Source organism: Rhodococcus sp. (in: high G+C Gram-positive bacteria), assembly GCF_049299235.1.
In the GTDB taxonomy this organism is placed as follows: domain Bacteria; phylum Actinomycetota; class Actinomycetes; order Mycobacteriales; family Mycobacteriaceae; genus Rhodococcus.
Genome location: NZ_JBAQXC010000144.1, coordinates 1 through 15,568, shown reverse-complemented (window position 1 = coordinate 15,568; position 15,568 = coordinate 1). Strand labels below are relative to the sequence as shown.

Genomic DNA, 15,568 nt, shown 5'->3' with positions numbered 1-15,568 from the left:
GACCGGTGGCCGCGAACCCAACAAGGGCGTGAACCCGGACGAGGTCGTCGCCGTCGGTGCCGCCCTGCAGGCCGGTGTCCTCAAGGGCGAGGTCAAGGACGTGCTGCTCCTCGACGTCACCCCGCTGTCCCTCGGCATCGAAACCAAGGGTGGCGTGATGACCAAGCTCATCGAGCGCAACACCACCATCCCGACCAAGCGGTCCGAGACCTTCACCACGGCCGACGACAACCAGCCGTCCGTGCAGATCCAGGTCTTCCAGGGTGAGCGTGAGATCGCCGCGCACAACAAGCTGCTCGGCTCCTTCGAGCTCGGCGGTATCGCCCCGGCTCCGCGCGGTGTCCCGCAGATCGAGGTGACCTTCGACATCGATGCCAACGGCATCGTGCATGTCACCGCCCGCGACAAGGGCACCGGCAAGGAGAACACGATCAAGATCCAGGAAGGCTCCGGCCTGTCCAAGGAAGAGATCGACCGGATGGTCAAGGACGCCGAGGCGCACGCCGAGGAGGACAAGCAGCGTCGCGAAGAGGCCGAGGTTCGCAACCAGGCCGAGTCGCTCGTGCACCAGACCGAGAAGTTCATCAAGGACAACGAGGACAAGGTGCCCGCCGACGTCAAGGAGAAGGTCGAGGCGGCTGTCAAGGACGCCAACGACGCTCTCGCCGGATCGGACATCGCCGCGGTGAAGGCTGCCGTCGAGAAGCTCGCGACCGAGTCGCAGGCCCTCGGCCAGGCCATCTACGAATCGCAGGCCGCCGACGGCGCTGCCGCCGGTGACGGTGCTGCCGCCGGTGCCGACGACGTCGTCGACGCCGAGGTCGTCGACGAGCCCAACGATTCGGACAAGAAGTGAGCGGCGAGAAGCCCGAGCAGGAGCCCGTCACCGTCACCGACAAGCGACGGATCGACCCGGACACCTTCGAGGTGCGCGACGCGGACGCCGAAGCGCAGGTCATCGAGGTGGACACCGAGTCGGCGGCTCCCGCTGCGGGGGACGAAGCCGAACTGACGGCCCAGCCGTCGCCGGAAACGGCCGAGCTCGCCGAGCGCACCGCGGATCTGCAGCGGGTCACCGCCGAGTACGCCAACTACCGGCGTCGCATCGAGCGGGAGCGGGTCGCCGCGATCGACGGCGCGAAGGCGTCGGTCGTCGGCCAGTTCCTCGACCTGGTCGACGATCTGGATCGGGCCCGCGCCCACGGCGACCTCGAGGCCGGACCGATGAAGGCCCTGAGCGACAAGCTCACCGGCATTCTCGCCGGTGTCGGGCTCGAAGCGTTCGGCGCGGAAGGCGATCCGTTCGAACCGGACCTGCACGAGGCGGTGCAGATGGAAGGCGACGGCACCCACCCGGTCCTCGGGGCGGTACTCCGTAAGGGGTACCGGCTCGGCGACCGCGTGCTGCGGCACGCGATGGTGACCGTCACCGACGGCGACCCGAACGACACTCCGGCACAAAAGTCGCCGGATACCTCGGGAACCGAGTAAGAACACACAGTACTGCGAGAGGAGGAGGCGCCCGGTGAGTCAGCGGGAGTGGATCGAGAAGGACTTCTACAAGGACCTGGGCGTCTCTTCCGACGCATCGCAGGACGACATCAAGAAGGCGTACCGGAAGTTGGCGCGGGATCTGCATCCCGACGCCAACCCCGGTGACGCCGCCGCCGAGGAGCGATTCAAGGCGGTCAGCGAGGCCAACGCCATCTTGTCGGACCCCACCAAACGCAAGGAGTACGACGAGACCCGTCGGCTGTTCGCGTCCGGTGGTGGCGGCGGGTTCGGCGGTTTCCAGCCCGGTGCCGGTGGCGGATTCACCAGCACCAACTTCGACGTCGGCGACCTGTTCGGCGGTGGCGGCGCCACTGCCGACGGCAATCTCGGCGATCTGTTCGGTGGCCTGTTCAACCGCGGTGGCGGTGCCGGCGGTGCGACCCGCACCCGGCCGCGGCGTGGCAGCGACGTCGAATCCGAGACGACCCTCGACTTCCGCGACGCGGTGCAGGGCGTGACCGTCCCGCTGCGTCTGACCAGCCCCGCCCCGTGCACCAGTTGTCACGGCAGCGGCGCCGAGCCGGGGACGAGCCCGCGGGTGTGCCCGAACTGCAACGGCAGTGGCATCGTCTCCCGGAATCAGGGCGCGTTCGGTTTCTCCGAGCCGTGCGACGACTGCCGAGGCACCGGGTCGATCATCGACAATCCGTGCCACGACTGCCGAGGCACCGGCATCCAGAACCGGACCCGCACCATCACCGTTCGGGTGCCCGCCGGGATCAAGGACGGCTCCAAGGTCCGGCTGGCCGGGCAGGGCGAGGCGGGACTGCGCGGCGCACCGTCGGGCGATCTGTTCGTCACCGTGCACGTGCGTCCCGACAAGGTGTTCGGCCGCGACGGCGACAATCTGACGGTCGTGCTGCCGGTCAGCTACGGCGAACTCGTTCTCGGTGCCACCGTGTCCGTGCCGACACTCGACGGCCGGGTCGGGTTGAAGATTCCCGCCGGGACCGCCGACGGCCGGGTGCTGCGTGTCCGCGGCCGCGGGGTGCCCAAACGCGGTGGTGGCAGCGGCGACCTACTGGTCACCGTGAAGGTCGCGATCCCACAGAACCTCGACGATCAGGCGATCGACGCGCTCCGGATCTTCCTGCACGCCGAACAGAGCAGTGGCTTCGATCCGCGTGAGGGATGGGCAGGTGCCTGATGACGACGGAACCGAGGCAGCCGCGTGACCGTGCCGGCGACCCCGATGCGCGTGTCTATGTGATTTCGGTGGCGGCGGAACTGGCCGGAATGCACGCCCAGACGCTGCGCAACTACGACCGGCTCGGCCTGGTCATCCCGCACCGCACCAGTGGTGGCGGTCGCCGGTACTCGCCGCGCGACGTCGAACTGCTGCGTGAGGTGCAACGCCTGTCGCAGGACGAGGGCGTCAACCTGGCCGGGATCAAGCGCATCATCGAGTTGACCAATCATGTCGAAGCCCTGCAACAGCGGGTCGCGGAACTGTCCGCGGAGGTAACCCAATTGCGCAGTGTCCGACGCGATCTCGTCCCGATCCCGCGCAGCAACGCGCTCGTCGTCTGGAAACCGCGCCACCAGCGCGACCGCTGAATCCGGGTGATGGGAACCTTCAGTCGAATCTGAACTGGTTCCCATCACCCGGAGGTGTCAGTGCTCGACGAGCACGCAGTGGGTCCGGTGGAAGATGGTCGGCATGCACTTGTTGCAGTGGATGCACAGCGAACGTCGGTCCGGCTCCGCCGCAATCCGGTTGATCAGATCGGGCTCGCGCAGCAAAGCCCGTGCCATCGCGACGAATTCGAAGCCTTCCGCCATTGCGGTGTCCATGCTCGCGCGGTCGGTGACGCCGCCGAGCAGCACCAGCGGCATGTCCACCGCCGCACGGATCTGGCGGGCCTGCTCGAGCATGAACAGGCTTTCGTAGGGGTAGCTCCTGAGTACCTGCTTGCCGACAAGTTTGACGCCGGTACGCACCGGCTGGGGCATCACCGCGGCGAACTCGTGGATCGGCGCGTCACCACGGAACAGGTACATGGGGTTGAGCAGCGAGCTACCGATCGTCAACTCGATCGCGTCGAGCGAACCGTCCTGTTCGAGCCACTGCGCGACCTGGATTGCTTCGTCGAGCCAGAATCCGCCCGGCACCCCGTCGTCCATGTTGAGCTTCGCGAGGATCGCGACCTTCCCGCCCACCGCGTCGCGGACGGTGCGTGCGGTTTCCCGCACGATGCGGGCACGGTTCGCGAGCGACCCGCCGTATTCGTCCTTGCGCTTGTTGATCTTCGGGCTGAGGAACGAACTGGCGAAATAGTTGTGGCCGAAGTGGATTTCGACGGCGTCGAAACCGGACTCGACGGCGAGCCGAGCCGCGTTCGCATGGGCGTCGCGGATGCGGTTGATGTCCGCGATCGTGGCGGCCCGCACCATACGCATGCTGAGCGGATTGAATTGCCGTGACGGTGCGAGGGCGGGCACGCCGTTGCTGGCGCCGTTCGCGACCGGGCCCGCGTGGCCGATCTGGGCCGAGACGGCCGCGCCCTCGGCGTGGATGGCGTCGGTGAGGCGACGCAATCCCGGTACTGCTTCGGGGCGCATCCAGATCTGGTCGGCCTCGGTGCGACCCTCGGGGGCGACCGCGCAGTACGCGACCGTGGTCATCCCGACGCCGCCGGCGGCGGGCCGTCGGTGGAATTCGATGAGGTCGTCGGACACGAGCGCGCCGGGGGTGGCGTGTTCGTAGGTGGCGGATTTGATGATGCGATTGCGGAGTGTGATCGGACCGAGCGTGGCCGGAGCGAGCACGTCGGGGACGACCCGGTCGGGCTTGGTCTGGTCGGGCTTGGTCTGGTCGGGCTCGGTCCGGCTGGGCTTGGTCCGGCTGGGTGTGGTCCGGCTGGGTGTGGTCTGGTCGGGCAAGGTGGCTCCCGTGTTCGGTGGTCTCGACGGAGAGTGTGATGGTCGGTGGCGCGCGCTCAGAGTGCGCGCATGTCCTCCGGCGACCAGAAGGCGCGCATCGAGGTGATGCGACCCTCGTCGTCGAACGTCATCACGTCGATCGGTTCGATCCGATAGGTCTGTCCGGCCGCTTCGCTGTCGACTCGGAACGAGAACGCTGCCTCGTTACCGGCCACGCGCAGCGTGAATAGTTCGGTGCTGGTCTTCATCGATTCCAGCGCACGGTAGAACTCGGTGATCGCGTCGCGTCCGGCACGCGGTTCGCTGCCCACCGGGTCTTCGACCGTGGCATCCTCCGTGTACAGGGCGGCGATGGTGTCGGCAGTGCCCGACGCCACCGCAGCGAGATAGGCGGTCACGGTGGACCGAATGAGTTCCGTCCGAGGGGCTGTCCCGGAATTGGTCATCATGCTCCCGTTGTGTGTGCAGGGGTGACTCGAACGCTACGGTACGGAGCCGCCTGTGATCCGAGCGGTACCGTCCCGCGCAGCGGGATGCGGGTTGTGTGCGCCGGCGCGCCATGTGTAGCACTCCGCCTCGGTCCGGGCGACCGCTGGCCGGGAAATCAGGTTCCGGCCCGGTTCGGAGTGCTCCTACTGTCTCGGCAGGAGCACGGTCCGCACGTCGGACATGGATCGGCAGGGTTCGAAATGGGGTCCCATCGTGGATAGAGACAAAAAATCGGTCGACGTGGTGGTCGTCGGTGCCGGCGTCGCCGGAATGTACGCCGTCCACACGCTGCGAAGCCGCGGATTGACCGTCCAGGGAATCGAATCCGCTGCGGGAGTAGGTGGTACGTGGTACCACAACCGGTATCCGGGTGCGCGGTGCGATGTGGAGAGCGTCGACTACTCGTTCTCGTTCGACGACGATCTGCAGCAGGAATGGACCTGGTCGGAGCGGTTCGCGACGCAGCCGGAGATCCTCGCCTATCTGGATCACGTCGCCGACAGGTTCGGTCTGCGCCGGCACTTCCGGTTCTCCACGCGCGTCGTCTCCGCAGAATTCGACGAATCCGGCCAGGTGTGGCACGTCCGTACCGACGGCGGTGAGGTCATCACCGGCCGATACTGCATCTTCGCTACGGGCTGCCTCTCCGCCACCAACGTGCCCGACATTCCGGGCCGTGACGACTTCCGCGGTGAGGCTTACCACACCGGTAGTTGGCCGCACGACGGAGTCGACTTCCGCGGCAAGCGGGTCGGTGTGATCGGGACCGGATCGTCGGGGATGCAGTCGATTCCGCTGATCGCGGAGGACGCCGAGCAACTCTACGTCTTCCAGCGCACCGCCAACTACTCGATCCCCGCGGGGAACCGGCCGTTCGACACCGAGGCCATGCGGGAGATCAAGTCGACCTACGCGGAGCGGCGCCGCCTGTCCAAGCTCAGTGGCGGGGGTTCGCCGTTCACCCCGCACCCTCACGGTGCGCTCGACGTCACCGACGAGGAACGCACCCGTGTCTACGACGAGTGGTGGAACCGCGGTGGTGTGCTGTTCAGCAAGGCGTTCCCGGACCAGTTGACCGACCTCGCCGCCAACGATACCGCGCGCGTGTACTGGGAGGACAAGATCCGGCAGATCGTGACCGACCCCGAATTGGCAGCGAAACTGATCCCCGGCGACCACCCGATCGGAACCAAGCGGATCGTCACCGATTCAGGGTATTTCGACACGTTCAACCGGGACAATGTGACCCTCGTCGACCTCAAGCGGACGCCGATCGACCGGATCACCGAAACCGGCATAGCGACCGCCGACGGCCAGTACGACATCGATATCCTGGTATTCGCAACGGGTTTCGATGCGATGACGGGTGCGCTGAGCCGGATCGACATCCGTGGACGCGGCGGCAGGCGCCTGGCCGACGACTGGGCCGCGGGGCCTCGTACCTATCTCGGGCTCGGCGTGTCCGGATTCCCGAACATGTTCCTGGTCAACGGTGCCGGTAGCCCGGGGCCGCTGGCGAACATGGTGCTCGCATCGGAGCAGCACCTCGACTGGATCGTCGACTGCATCGAGTACGTCGACGGCCAGGGTGCGGTGACCGTCGAAGCATCCCCGGATGCGGTGGACGCGTGGGTGGCCGAGTTGAACGAGCGGGCATCGAAAACACTGTTCCCCACGGCGAACTCGTGGTATCTGGGGGCCAACATCCCCGGCAAGCCCAGGGTGTTCATGCCGTTCATCGGCGGATATGCGGAATACGGCCGGATCATCGACGGCGTTGCCGGTGCGGGCTACAAGGGATTCGTCCTCGAGGGCAACGCATGAATCCATCCGTATCCGGTGCGGTGAACGAGCCGAATCCGAAGGAAGTGCTGGATGATTCGTCGACTGGCGACCGCTCGCAGTTGCGGAAGGTGACCCTGTCGAGTCTGCTGGGAACCACCATCGAGTACTACGACTTCCTGCTCTACAGCACGATGGCCGCGTTGGTGCTGGGCCGGTTGTTCTTTCCGGTGTCGAACTCGGCGGTGTCCACCATCGCCGCGTTCGGCACCCTGGCTGCCGGGTATGTGGCGCGGCCGATCGGCGGGGTGATCTTCGGGCACTACGGAGACAAACTGGGCCGCAAGAAGATGCTGGTCATCACGATGGTGATGATGGGTGTCGCCAGCTTCGGTATCGGCGTGCTGCCCACCTACGAGCAGATCGGGGTGCTCGCACCGATCCTGCTCGTGACGCTCCGGGTCGTGCAGGGCGTGGCCGTCGGCGGTGAATGGGGCGGCGCGGCACTGATGGTCGCCGAGCACGCAGATCCGCGCCGGCGTGGCTTCTGGACCGGACTCATGCAACTCGGCTCCCCGTTCGGATACCTGCTGTCGACATCCGCGGTGATGCTCGCGACCCTGCTGCCGAGCGAAGCATTCGATTCGTGGGGATGGCGGGTGCCCTTCCTGCTGAGTGCGCTGCTGCTGGTGATCGGTCTGTACATCCGGATGAGTGTGGTCGAGAGCCCGGTGTTCGCGGCGGCCGCGGACAAGGCCGTCGAGGCGGACGACGTGACGGCTCCGGCACTGCAGATCCTGCGCAGGCCGCGAGCGCTGATCCTGGCCTGCGCGGTGGGAATCGGCCCGTTCGCGATGACCGCCCTGATCACGTCGCACGCGCTCGCCTACACCACGTCCATCGGGTACGGCCAGTCGGATGTGATGCGGATTCTGCTGCTGATGTCGGTCGTGTCGATCATCACGATCCCCTCGTTCTCCGCGCTGTCCGACCGGGTCGGACGACGTACGGTAGCGCTGACGGGGGCGGCGGTCGCGGTTCTGTACGCCTTCCCGCTGTACATGATGATCGACTCGGGATCGATTGTGCTGCTGGCCGGTGCGTTGATGTTCGGGCAGGTGGTGCAGTCGGCGATGTACGCGCCGCTGGCCCCGATGCTCTCGGAGATGTTCGGTACCGAGGTGCGATACACGGGCGTGTCGATGGGGTATCAGTTGGCGAGCCTCATCGGTGCCGGGTTCACCCCGATGATCGCGGCGAGCCTGCTGGTGGTCTCCGACGGGTCCAGCACGCCGCTTGCGCTCATCCTCGCCGGTGCCGCCGCCGTGTCCATCATCGCCGCGTGGCGGGCCTCGGAGACCCGAGGAACCAGCTTGGCGGAGGAACCGACGCTCCAACAGGTCTCCGCGTGATCACCACAGGAAAGGTGCTGTAGTGCAGAAGATGACGGGTTCGCGTGTGCTGGTCACCGGCGCGGCCGGAGGCATGGGCAGGAGCCACTGCGTGACCTTGGCTCGGGCCGGGGCCGACGTGCTCGCCCTCGATCTCGAGGGCGCGCACGACGAGCTCGACGCGACCGCGGAGGCGGTCCGGGCAGCCGGCGGGCGCTGTGTCACCGCGACCGCCGACATCACGGACATCGCAGCCCTGCGGGCGGCCGTGGATGAGGGAGCGCAGACGCTCGGGGGCCTGGATGTCGTCGTCGCGAATGCGGGTGTGTACGACGTTCCCGGTCCCTCGTGGACGATCGAACCGCAGACCTGGCGGCGGTCGCTGGATGTGAATCTCACCGGTACGTGGAACACCGTGCGGGCGGGAGTCGCGCATTTCCGGGGCGGCGGATCGGTGATTCTCGTCAGTTCCACCGCGGGTATCAAGGCGATTCCGTCCGCCTCGCACTATTCGGCGGCCAAGCATGCGGTGGTCGGGCTTGCCCGTACGCTGGCGAACGAACTCGGTTCCCGGTCGATCCGGGTCAACACGGTGCATCCCGGGTCGGTGCGCACCCCCATGATCATCAACGACCGGGTGTTCGCGCGTTTGTGCCCGGACGTGGAGGATCCGACCGAGGACGATGCGGCCGCGGTGCTGGCGTCCCGCAATCTGCTGCCGGTGCCGTGGGTGGATCCGGAGGACGTGAGCAATGCGGTGCTCTTCCTGGCGAGCGACGACTCCCGTTACATCACCGGCACGCAACTCGTCGTCGATGCCGGCCTGACTCAGAAGGTATGACATGAGTGGACGTTTGGAAGGTAAGGTCGCGCTGATCACGGGTGCGGCGCGTGGCATCGGGCGGGCCCAGGCCGTGCGTTTCGCGCAGGAAGGCGCCGACATCGTCGCCGTCGACCTGTGCGGACCGACCGAGACGGTGCTGACCCCACCGTCGACGCGGGACGATCTCGAGGAGACCGCGTCGCAGGTGCGGGCACTGGGCCGCAAGGCCGATCCGTACGTTGCCGACGTGCGTGATCTCGACGCGCTGCGGGACGTGGCGAATCGCGGCGCCGAGTCGCTCGGTGGCATCGACATCGTCTGTGCAACAGCGGGAATCACGTCGTCCGGTCGCGCTCTCGAACTCGACGACACCGCGTGGCAGACGATGATCGACGTCAACCTGACCGGCGTGTGGCACACCTGCACCGCGACGATGGAGCATCTCATCGCGCGTGGGGGAGGGTCGATCATCATCACCAGTTCCATTGCGGGACTGAGGGGATTGGTCGGGGTGGCGCACTACACCGCGGCCAAGCACGGTGTCGTGGGTTTGATGCGGTCGCTGTCGAAAGAGGCGGCGCCGTACGGGATCCGCGTGAACACGGTGCATCCCACCAATGTGAACACCACGATGATCCAGAATCCGGCGGTGCGCAAGGTGTTCCGGCCCGACCGGGACGAGCCCACCGTCGAGGAATTCGCCGAGGCGGCCACGGCGATGAACATGCTGCCGATCCCCTGGGTCGAGCCGGTCGACATCGCCAACGCATCGCTGTTCCTGGCCTCCGACGAAGCCAGGTACATCACCTCGGTGGCGCTTCCCGTGGACGCGGGTAGCACGCAGCGCTGACCTACCGGGGGCGCCACCCGTCGATCAGCGGTATCAGACCGCGGACGAGAAGGGCGCGCAGGTCGTCGAGGCGGGGCTGCTCGGCACCGAAGAGCCATTCCATGTATGCCGCGCGGGACACGGTGAAGATCATCTGGGCAACGAGGCGCCGGACGAAGGAGTCGTCGGGGTAGATGTCGGAACGGCCGAGGAGGGCGGCAAGACTGTCGATGAGCCGGTCCTCGGTGTACTCCCAGCGGAGGCGGTACTCGGGCGAGGCCATGACGAGCTGGAGCAGCCGGCGCCAGTCGTCGAGGTCGTCGTCGAGCTCACCGGTGAGCGCACCGACGATCACCGCGGCGATGTCGTGGCCTCCGGGGCAGGAATCGAATCGTTCGACCATGATCGCGGCGGACCGTTCGAACAATGGGGACACGACATCGACCTTCGCGGCGAAGTGCCGGTGGAAGGTGCGCACCGACACGCCCGCCCGCGCCGCGATGGCGTCGATGGTGACCGAGGTCGAGTTGTTCTCGATGAACAGGGCTCGGGCTGCCGTCGCCACCGTGAACCGCACGTCCGCGTGCCGGCGGTCGATCAGTGTGGTCGCTCGCTGCTTCGGCATGGCCTCGGTTCTTTCTGGATCATCGGCGGTGGTGGGACGCCCGGGGTGTGGTCCGGTGAGCTGGGAGGATCATCACCACTCTTGTGAGTGTAGTCACATGGTGGCATAATCTGCCAAACAGGCGGATCGTGCCATCTTGGAGGTCTACGTTGCAGTCGTCGAATCGAGTCGAGTCGCCCATCGCCATGGTCGACCGCGTCATGTCCGTCCTCGATGCTTTCGCGGGTGGCGAGTCGTTGACGTTGGCGCAGGTCGCGCGCCGCACCGGTGTACCGCGATCGTCCGTGCACCGTCTGCTGCGGCGACTGTCCGAGTTGGGCGCACTCGACCGGGACGGTTTCGAATACCGCGTCGGCATGCGCCTGTTCGGCATCGGGAGTCACGCACTCGACAAGGACGCTGTGCACCGGGTCGCGTTGCCGTACATGAACCGACTCTGCCGGGCCACGGGCGCCAGCGTGTATCTCGGGACGCTGTCCGGCCCCGACATCGTCTACACCGAGGGCATCTGGACCGACTGGGCGGGGCCGCGGCGTCCCGGTATCACCCAGGCCGCACACCTGACGGCGGCAGGCAGGATGCTCCTCGCGTGCCTGCCCGAGGACGTACTGGTCGACCACCTTCCGGTCGAGATGCGCTCGTCGCACTCCGGGACCGATCCGTTGGCGGACCTGCACGAGGATCTGCACCTGGCCCGCGACCGCGGATACTGCGTCAGCTACGGCAACATCGTGCGGGATTCCCTCGCGTACGCCGTGCAGATCGGTCCGCCCGACTACGCGTCGACCGCACTGACGGTGTGGGGCCCGGCGGAACAGATGCGGTCACCGGAGATCGTCTCCATGCTCCGCAAGACCGGCCGTGCGATCTGGGATGCTGCCCATCGAAGCACTGCACGCACACCCCAGAAGTCCCAGAGCAGTTCGCGTCCGGTGCAGGGCCGCGAGGCCGTCACCGCTCACCGAACCTCCCCGGTCTACGCCGCAGCCGGACTCTGAAGCGCCCGGCGTCGAGGGCCCCCGTCTTGTGATGATCCGTCATGTGATGATCGGCTCCTCGACGGCGCAGAAGGTGTGGCACACCCGATCCCGAACGATCACTTCGGGACATTCCGGATCGAACCAGCGGTCGACGACACTCCAGTGGACAGGATGGTCGAGATAGGGTCCCGCCAGCGCAGCATGATCGGTGAACTCCTGCTCCCAGACATGGGACCATGCGGTGGAACCCACGGAACGCGCGACGCGGCTGAGTCGCCACGACGCCATCGCCGGAATATACCGGGGCATCGCGAGCAGATCGCGTTCGAAGTCGGCGATCACCTCGGCCGGAGTGTCGGGATCGACGCGTAGCAGCAGGGCCCGGTACACGCCGCGGGCGGTCCCTTCCCGTGATTGCGCTGCGGAAGCGCAATACTCGACGCCGTCGACCCGCGCCACGTCCGATGCGGCGAGCGCAGTATCGAGGTGTGCAATGCGGTGTTCCGCATCGACCTCGGACGGGAATCGAAGGTGGACCAGAACATCCCCACCGTTGATCACGCCGGGCAGGGTCGGAGCAACGACACGCGCAAGGGTGCCCAGCCCCTCGGTGACGACGCGAAGACTCTTCGTGTACGCGACTCGATCTTCATCGCCGGCAGCGGCATCGAAGTGGACAACCCTGGTCACGTTATACATCGGCGAGCCCGTCCACGTCGGAGGCACCGGCCGCCATCGTGCGCGATCGTTCACTGACGAGTTCGTCCACCGTCGTCCACCAGCGGCCCACTTCGGGGTCCCGCCTGCCACGCCGCGTCATCTTCCACCACGACTCGACACCCGCGACGGTCCATGTGACGGTGACGACATTGCCCCGGTCGTCGGACCAGATCGGCGGGCTGACGAGAATCCGGTCGAGTGTCATCCCGCGTTCGCGTCCCCCCGGTACATACTCGGCGATGTACGAATCGACAAATGCGCGAGCACATCCCGGTTTGGTGACCACACGGTCGACCACGTAGATCGTCTCTCCTGCCATGTCGGAACCGTAGGGCTTCGTGGATCGCAGCGGGCGACTTCTTCCCGCTCGACGGGAGGAAACTTCGAGGGACAGCGCGGTCCGGACAGTGCTCGTCGTGATCTCACCCGGCCGCATCCGCGGCTGCACGAACCGCGCCGTCGAGCACATCGAGTGCGTCGAGAAGCAGTTCGTCCGGAATCACCAGCGGCGGCAGCAACCGGATCACGTTGCCGTACGTGCCGCAGGTGAGCAGCACGACGCCCTGGGCGAGCGCGGTCGCGGCGATTGCGGCGGTCGCGACCGGATCGGGATCGCGTCCCCCCGGCATCACGAATTCGATCGCGAGCATCGCCCCGCGCCCGCGCACCTCCCCGACGATGTCGAGTTCGTCGGCCAGCACCTGTAATTGCGGCAGTGCAAGGTCGGCGATGTGCCGGGCACGAGCAGGCAGATCGAACTCGCGCATACGGTCGAGCGTCGCGAGCGCGGCCGCACACGCGACCGGGTTTCCGCCGTAGGTGCCGCCGAGTCCGCCGCGATGCACCACGTCGACCAGGTCGGCGCGCCCGACGACCGCCGCGAGCGGTAGCCCGCCCGCGATGCCCTTCGCCAGTGCCATCAGGTCGGGAACGATCTCTTCGTCCTCGCACGCGAACCACCGGCCGGTGCGGGCGAACCCGGTCTGCACCTCATCGGCGACGAACACGACACCGTTGTCGCGTGCCCAGCCGGCCAGTGCGGGAAGGAATCCGGGTGCGGGGACGATGAATCCGCCCTCGCCTTGGATCGGTTCGATCACGATCGCGGCGACGTTGCCCGCGCCGATCTGCTTCTCGACGAGGTCGATGGCGCGGCGCGCTGCCTGTTCGCCGGTGACCGGAGCCCCGTCGTATCCGAGCCCGTCCCGGAACGGGTAGGACATCGGCATCCGGTACACCTCGGGTGCGAACGGACCGAAACCGTTCTTGTACGGCATGTTCTTCGCGGTCATCGCCATCGTCAGGTTCGTGCGGCCGTGGTAGGCGTGGTCGAACACGACGACGGCGTCGCGACCGGTGGCGTTGCGGGCGATCTTCACCGCATTCTCGACCGCTTCGGCACCGCTGTTGAACAGCACCGCGCGCTTGGGATGGTCGCCGGGGGTCAACTCCGTGAGCCGCTCGGCGACCTCGATGTATCCCTCGTACGGGGTGACCATGAAGCAGGTGTGGGTGAACCGGCCCGCCTGCTCTCGAACTGCTTCCGCCACAGCAGAATCGGACGCACCGACACTTGTGACGGCGATCCCGGAACCGAGGTCGATCAGCGAGTTCCCGTCGACGTCGACGATGACACCGCCGTCCGCGTCGGCAACGTAGACCGGCACGGACGACCCGACCCCGGCACCGACCGCCAGCCGGCGCCGCTCGGCCAGTGCCACCGAGCGCGGACCCGGCAGGGGAGTGCGGAGACTGCGCTGCTGGGGCAGTCGGTATTCGATGGTCATGGGACGTCCCGGGGTCGGGTTGCGGCACACGTGGTATCTGCCGACGATAGTCGCGGCACCACCGTCCACGATGCGGAATCCCCGCGGCGGTGGGAATGGTCGGCCGGGGAGACCCTCGAGCCGGGGTGGAGGTGACGCGGCGGTGCGCGGGGGCGGTGATGGCCGGATCGTCGGCGCTCCACGAGGCGCGGTCGTCCGGGCCCGGTCACGTGGATCCACTCTGCCACACCCCGACCATCATCCGCGGCGGCCATCGCTGTCCGCGACGCGCCCATCCACGTGGCCCGGTCGATACCACGCAGGTCGAACGGCAGTCCGGCGCGACGGTCGAGGGCTGCCGACTGTGCTGTCACGGTGCGGCCGTTGCCTTCCCGAAATGGATGCACAGCAACGAGATCCGCGATCACGTCGGCGACGATCGCGACGACACCGGTGCGGGCGACGGTGGTGGCTGCCTCCTCGAGCGCCGACATGCGTGCCGCAAGCCGGGGAACCGGCATGAACCGCACGTCGGCCTTCCTCAGGTCGACGATGCGCTGCTGCCTGTCCACTGGTAGACGTGGCGTTGGCTATAGGCGTGGATGGCGAGGGCGACCACTCGTCGCTCGTAGCGTTCGAATGCTGCTCGGGCGAGATGAGGCTGACGGATTTCAGGAATGAGGCCGAGCCGTTCCTGATCGTCGGAACTGAGCTCGGCCTCACCAGGGTTGTCTGGACTTGTCACGCGTTAGCGGCTGCCGTCGCGGTGTGCGAACAGCTCGGCGCGCGCGGGCTACCTCTTCCTCGGTGGTCGATTCGCCACGCTCGACCCGACGCAGTGCGGCCACGTCGGCGGCGTAACCCCGGATCCGGGCTCAGCTCGGCGGCGAGACGATCCGCACCGACCGCGGCGGGCCGGTGACCATGTCAACGAGCGTGATTCCCGTTGTTTCACCTCGGCTGTTCGGAGAATTCGCGCAGTGTCGCTGAGATCCGACTCATGTCGTCCAGGCCCATCGCAACGTCGTTCATGAACGCCTCCGCAGCATCGACGTCGAACCCGGCCGTCAACGACACACCGTTGTATCCGAGGAACAGCCAGGCTGAGGCCCAGGCAGTGCGCTTGTTTCCGTCTACGAGTGCGTGGTTGCGTGCGAGTGAATGGAGCAGCGCGCCGACCTTGTCGAAGACGGTTCGGTATGCGTCGAGCCCGAAGACCGTGCTCTGCGGTCTGGCAACTGCGGCATCGAGGAGTCCGATGTCGCGCACGCCAGGGTCGCCGCCGAGCACCCTGGCGGCGACGGTGAGAACGTCGTCGCGGTCGAGGTAGGCGATCAAGCGAGTCTCTCGTTCAGCTCGGCCGACTTGGCGAAGATGTCGTCGAGCAAGCTCTCCCGCAGGCGCTTCCGGTCGCTCGCAGCGGCGATGACGGCATCGTGCGCGAATGTTTTCAGCGACACGCTTTCGCGCTCGGCGGCCGCCCGCAGCTCCTTCTGCTCCTCGTCAGTGAAGGTGATGTTCAGTGATGGCATTGCGGTGACCCTTTCTTGTGTTGGTGCCGAAGCAGGTACCGTCGATGGTACCTATCGCATCGCCCGATCCGGCTACCAATATGCGCGCTAGTGCTCCGTCGTTCACGGCGGAGGTGAAGGCGCGCGCAGGAGGCCCGCCCAGGGCCGAGTGTGCCTAGACGGGACGGTCCTGCTGCTCGATGTACTGCCGCAAC

18 protein-coding genes are annotated in these 15,568 nt (G+C 66.9%); 9 read left to right on the top strand and 9 right to left on the bottom strand.

Features of this window, described 5'->3' with window-relative positions:
• From WAX14_RS08825 to WAX14_RS08810, 4 genes are all read left to right on the top strand, one after another.
• Nucleotides 1-856: Hsp70 family protein (locus tag WAX14_RS08825; protein WP_422627707.1), on the top strand; the 856-nt coding region annotated here is incomplete at its 5' end.
• Entirely contained in the window at nucleotides 853-1,491 is a 639-nt protein-coding gene (gene grpE, locus WAX14_RS08820) for a nucleotide exchange factor GrpE (RefSeq protein WP_422627706.1), read from the top strand. The genes WAX14_RS08825 and grpE, both read left to right, overlap by 4 nt.
• Nucleotides 1,492-1,525: 34 nt before the next feature.
• Nucleotides 1,526-2,701 (top strand): molecular chaperone DnaJ, encoded by a 1,176-nt coding sequence (gene dnaJ, locus WAX14_RS08815; protein ID WP_422627705.1) that lies wholly within the window; start codon nucleotides 1,526-1,528, stop codon nucleotides 2,699-2,701.
• Nucleotides 2,701-3,111 (top strand): heat shock protein transcriptional repressor HspR, encoded by a 411-nt coding sequence (locus tag WAX14_RS08810; RefSeq protein ID WP_422627704.1) that lies wholly within the window; start codon nucleotides 2,701-2,703, stop codon nucleotides 3,109-3,111. The genes dnaJ and WAX14_RS08810 overlap by 1 nt, the downstream gene beginning before the upstream one ends.
• Before the next feature lie 57 nt (nucleotides 3,112-3,168).
• Here WAX14_RS08810 and WAX14_RS08805 read toward each other — a convergent pair whose 3' ends face one another.
• Entirely contained in the window at nucleotides 3,169-4,323 is a 1,155-nt protein-coding gene (locus WAX14_RS08805) for an NADH:flavin oxidoreductase (RefSeq protein ID WP_422627710.1), read from the bottom strand.
• 170 nt (nucleotides 4,324-4,493) lie between these two features.
• Nucleotides 4,494-4,883: a nuclear transport factor 2 family protein gene (locus WAX14_RS08800; RefSeq protein WP_422627709.1), complete on the bottom strand. Its 390-nt coding sequence runs from the start codon at nucleotides 4,881-4,883 to the stop codon at nucleotides 4,494-4,496.
• Nucleotides 4,884-5,139: 256 nt separating this feature from the next.
• Between WAX14_RS08800 and WAX14_RS08795 the strand changes: the two genes are divergently transcribed.
• From WAX14_RS08795 to WAX14_RS08780, 4 genes are read left to right on the top strand one after another with little or no spacing between them, the layout of a single operon-like run.
• Nucleotides 5,140-6,750, top strand: a complete 1,611-nt coding sequence (locus tag WAX14_RS08795) for a flavin-containing monooxygenase (RefSeq protein ID WP_422627703.1) — start codon at nucleotides 5,140-5,142, stop codon at nucleotides 6,748-6,750.
• Nucleotides 6,747-8,120 carry an MFS transporter gene (locus WAX14_RS08790; protein WP_422627702.1) on the top strand — a complete coding sequence of 458 codons (1,374 nt, stop codon included), beginning with the start codon at nucleotides 6,747-6,749 and terminating at the stop codon, nucleotides 8,118-8,120. Before WAX14_RS08795 ends, WAX14_RS08790 begins: the two co-directional genes overlap by 4 nt.
• A gap of 31 nt (nucleotides 8,121-8,151) precedes the next feature.
• On the top strand, nucleotides 8,152-8,940 hold the full coding sequence (locus WAX14_RS08785; protein WP_422627708.1) for a mycofactocin-coupled SDR family oxidoreductase: 789 nt from the start codon (nucleotides 8,152-8,154) through the stop codon (nucleotides 8,938-8,940).
• A gap of 1 nt (nucleotide 8,941) precedes the next feature.
• Nucleotides 8,942-9,772, top strand: coding sequence for a mycofactocin-coupled SDR family oxidoreductase (locus WAX14_RS08780; RefSeq protein ID WP_422627701.1), 831 nt, complete (start codon nucleotides 8,942-8,944; stop codon nucleotides 9,770-9,772).
• Nucleotide 9,773: 1 nt separating this feature from the next.
• Here the strand turns inward: WAX14_RS08780 and WAX14_RS08775 are convergent, their stop codons facing one another.
• Nucleotides 9,774-10,376, bottom strand: coding sequence for a TetR/AcrR family transcriptional regulator (locus tag WAX14_RS08775; RefSeq protein WP_422627700.1), 603 nt, complete (start codon nucleotides 10,374-10,376; stop codon nucleotides 9,774-9,776).
• Nucleotides 10,377-10,561: 185 nt separating this feature from the next.
• Here WAX14_RS08775 and WAX14_RS08770 point away from each other — a divergent pair, with 185 nt between their 5' ends.
• Entirely contained in the window at nucleotides 10,562-11,374 is an 813-nt protein-coding gene (locus WAX14_RS08770; protein ID WP_422627698.1) for an IclR family transcriptional regulator, read from the top strand.
• Between the two features lie 39 nt (nucleotides 11,375-11,413).
• Here the strand turns inward: WAX14_RS08770 and WAX14_RS08765 are convergent, their stop codons facing one another.
• From WAX14_RS08765 to WAX14_RS08740, 6 genes are all read right to left on the bottom strand, one after another.
• Nucleotides 11,414-12,055, bottom strand: coding sequence for a Dabb family protein (locus WAX14_RS08765; RefSeq protein WP_422627697.1), 642 nt, complete (start codon nucleotides 12,053-12,055; stop codon nucleotides 11,414-11,416).
• Nucleotides 12,048-12,395, bottom strand: coding sequence for a hypothetical protein (locus WAX14_RS08760; protein WP_422627696.1), 348 nt, complete (start codon nucleotides 12,393-12,395; stop codon nucleotides 12,048-12,050). The genes WAX14_RS08765 and WAX14_RS08760 overlap by 8 nt, the downstream gene beginning before the upstream one ends.
• A gap of 103 nt (nucleotides 12,396-12,498) precedes the next feature.
• Nucleotides 12,499-13,863, bottom strand: coding sequence for a 4-aminobutyrate--2-oxoglutarate transaminase (gene gabT / locus WAX14_RS08755; RefSeq protein WP_422627695.1), 1,365 nt, complete (start codon nucleotides 13,861-13,863; stop codon nucleotides 12,499-12,501).
• On the bottom strand, nucleotides 13,860-14,414 hold the full coding sequence (locus WAX14_RS08750) for a Fic family protein (protein ID WP_422627694.1): 555 nt from the start codon (nucleotides 14,412-14,414) through the stop codon (nucleotides 13,860-13,862). Before WAX14_RS08750 ends, gabT begins: the two co-directional genes overlap by 4 nt.
• Before the next feature lie 379 nt (nucleotides 14,415-14,793).
• Complete coding sequence (locus tag WAX14_RS08745; RefSeq protein WP_422627693.1) at nucleotides 14,794-15,180, bottom strand: type II toxin-antitoxin system death-on-curing family toxin; 387 nt, start codon at nucleotides 15,178-15,180, stop codon at nucleotides 14,794-14,796.
• Nucleotides 15,177-15,374, bottom strand: a complete 198-nt coding sequence (locus WAX14_RS08740) for an antitoxin Phd (RefSeq protein ID WP_422627692.1) — start codon at nucleotides 15,372-15,374, stop codon at nucleotides 15,177-15,179. Before WAX14_RS08740 ends, WAX14_RS08745 begins: the two co-directional genes overlap by 4 nt.
• Between the last annotated feature and the right edge of the window lie 194 nt (nucleotides 15,375-15,568).

Bases quoted from the DNA above. Each gene is read 5' to 3' on its own strand.
- WAX14_RS08780 (WP_422627701.1), top strand. From the start codon at position 8,942: ATGAGTGGACGTTTGGAAGGTAAGGTCGCGCTGATCACGGGTGCGGCG.
- gabT (WP_422627695.1), bottom strand. From the start codon at position 13,863: ATGACCATCGAATACCGACTGCCCCAGCAGCGCAGTCTCCGCACTCCC.
- WAX14_RS08765 (WP_422627697.1), bottom strand. From the start codon at position 12,055: ATGTATAACGTGACCAGGGTTGTCCACTTCGATGCCGCTGCCGGCGAT.
- WAX14_RS08790 (WP_422627702.1), top strand. From the start codon at position 6,747: ATGAATCCATCCGTATCCGGTGCGGTGAACGAGCCGAATCCGAAGGAA.
- WAX14_RS08760 (WP_422627696.1), bottom strand. From the start codon at position 12,395: ATGGCAGGAGAGACGATCTACGTGGTCGACCGTGTGGTCACCAAACCG.
- WAX14_RS08740 (WP_422627692.1), bottom strand. From the start codon at position 15,374: ATGCCATCACTGAACATCACCTTCACTGACGAGGAGCAGAAGGAGCTG.
- WAX14_RS08810 (WP_422627704.1), top strand. From the start codon at position 2,701: ATGACGACGGAACCGAGGCAGCCGCGTGACCGTGCCGGCGACCCCGAT.
- WAX14_RS08785 (WP_422627708.1), top strand. From the start codon at position 8,152: ATGACGGGTTCGCGTGTGCTGGTCACCGGCGCGGCCGGAGGCATGGGC.
- WAX14_RS08775 (WP_422627700.1), bottom strand. From the start codon at position 10,376: ATGCCGAAGCAGCGAGCGACCACACTGATCGACCGCCGGCACGCGGAC.
- WAX14_RS08800 (WP_422627709.1), bottom strand. From the start codon at position 4,883: ATGACCAATTCCGGGACAGCCCCTCGGACGGAACTCATTCGGTCCACC.
- WAX14_RS08770 (WP_422627698.1), top strand. From the start codon at position 10,562: ATGGTCGACCGCGTCATGTCCGTCCTCGATGCTTTCGCGGGTGGCGAG.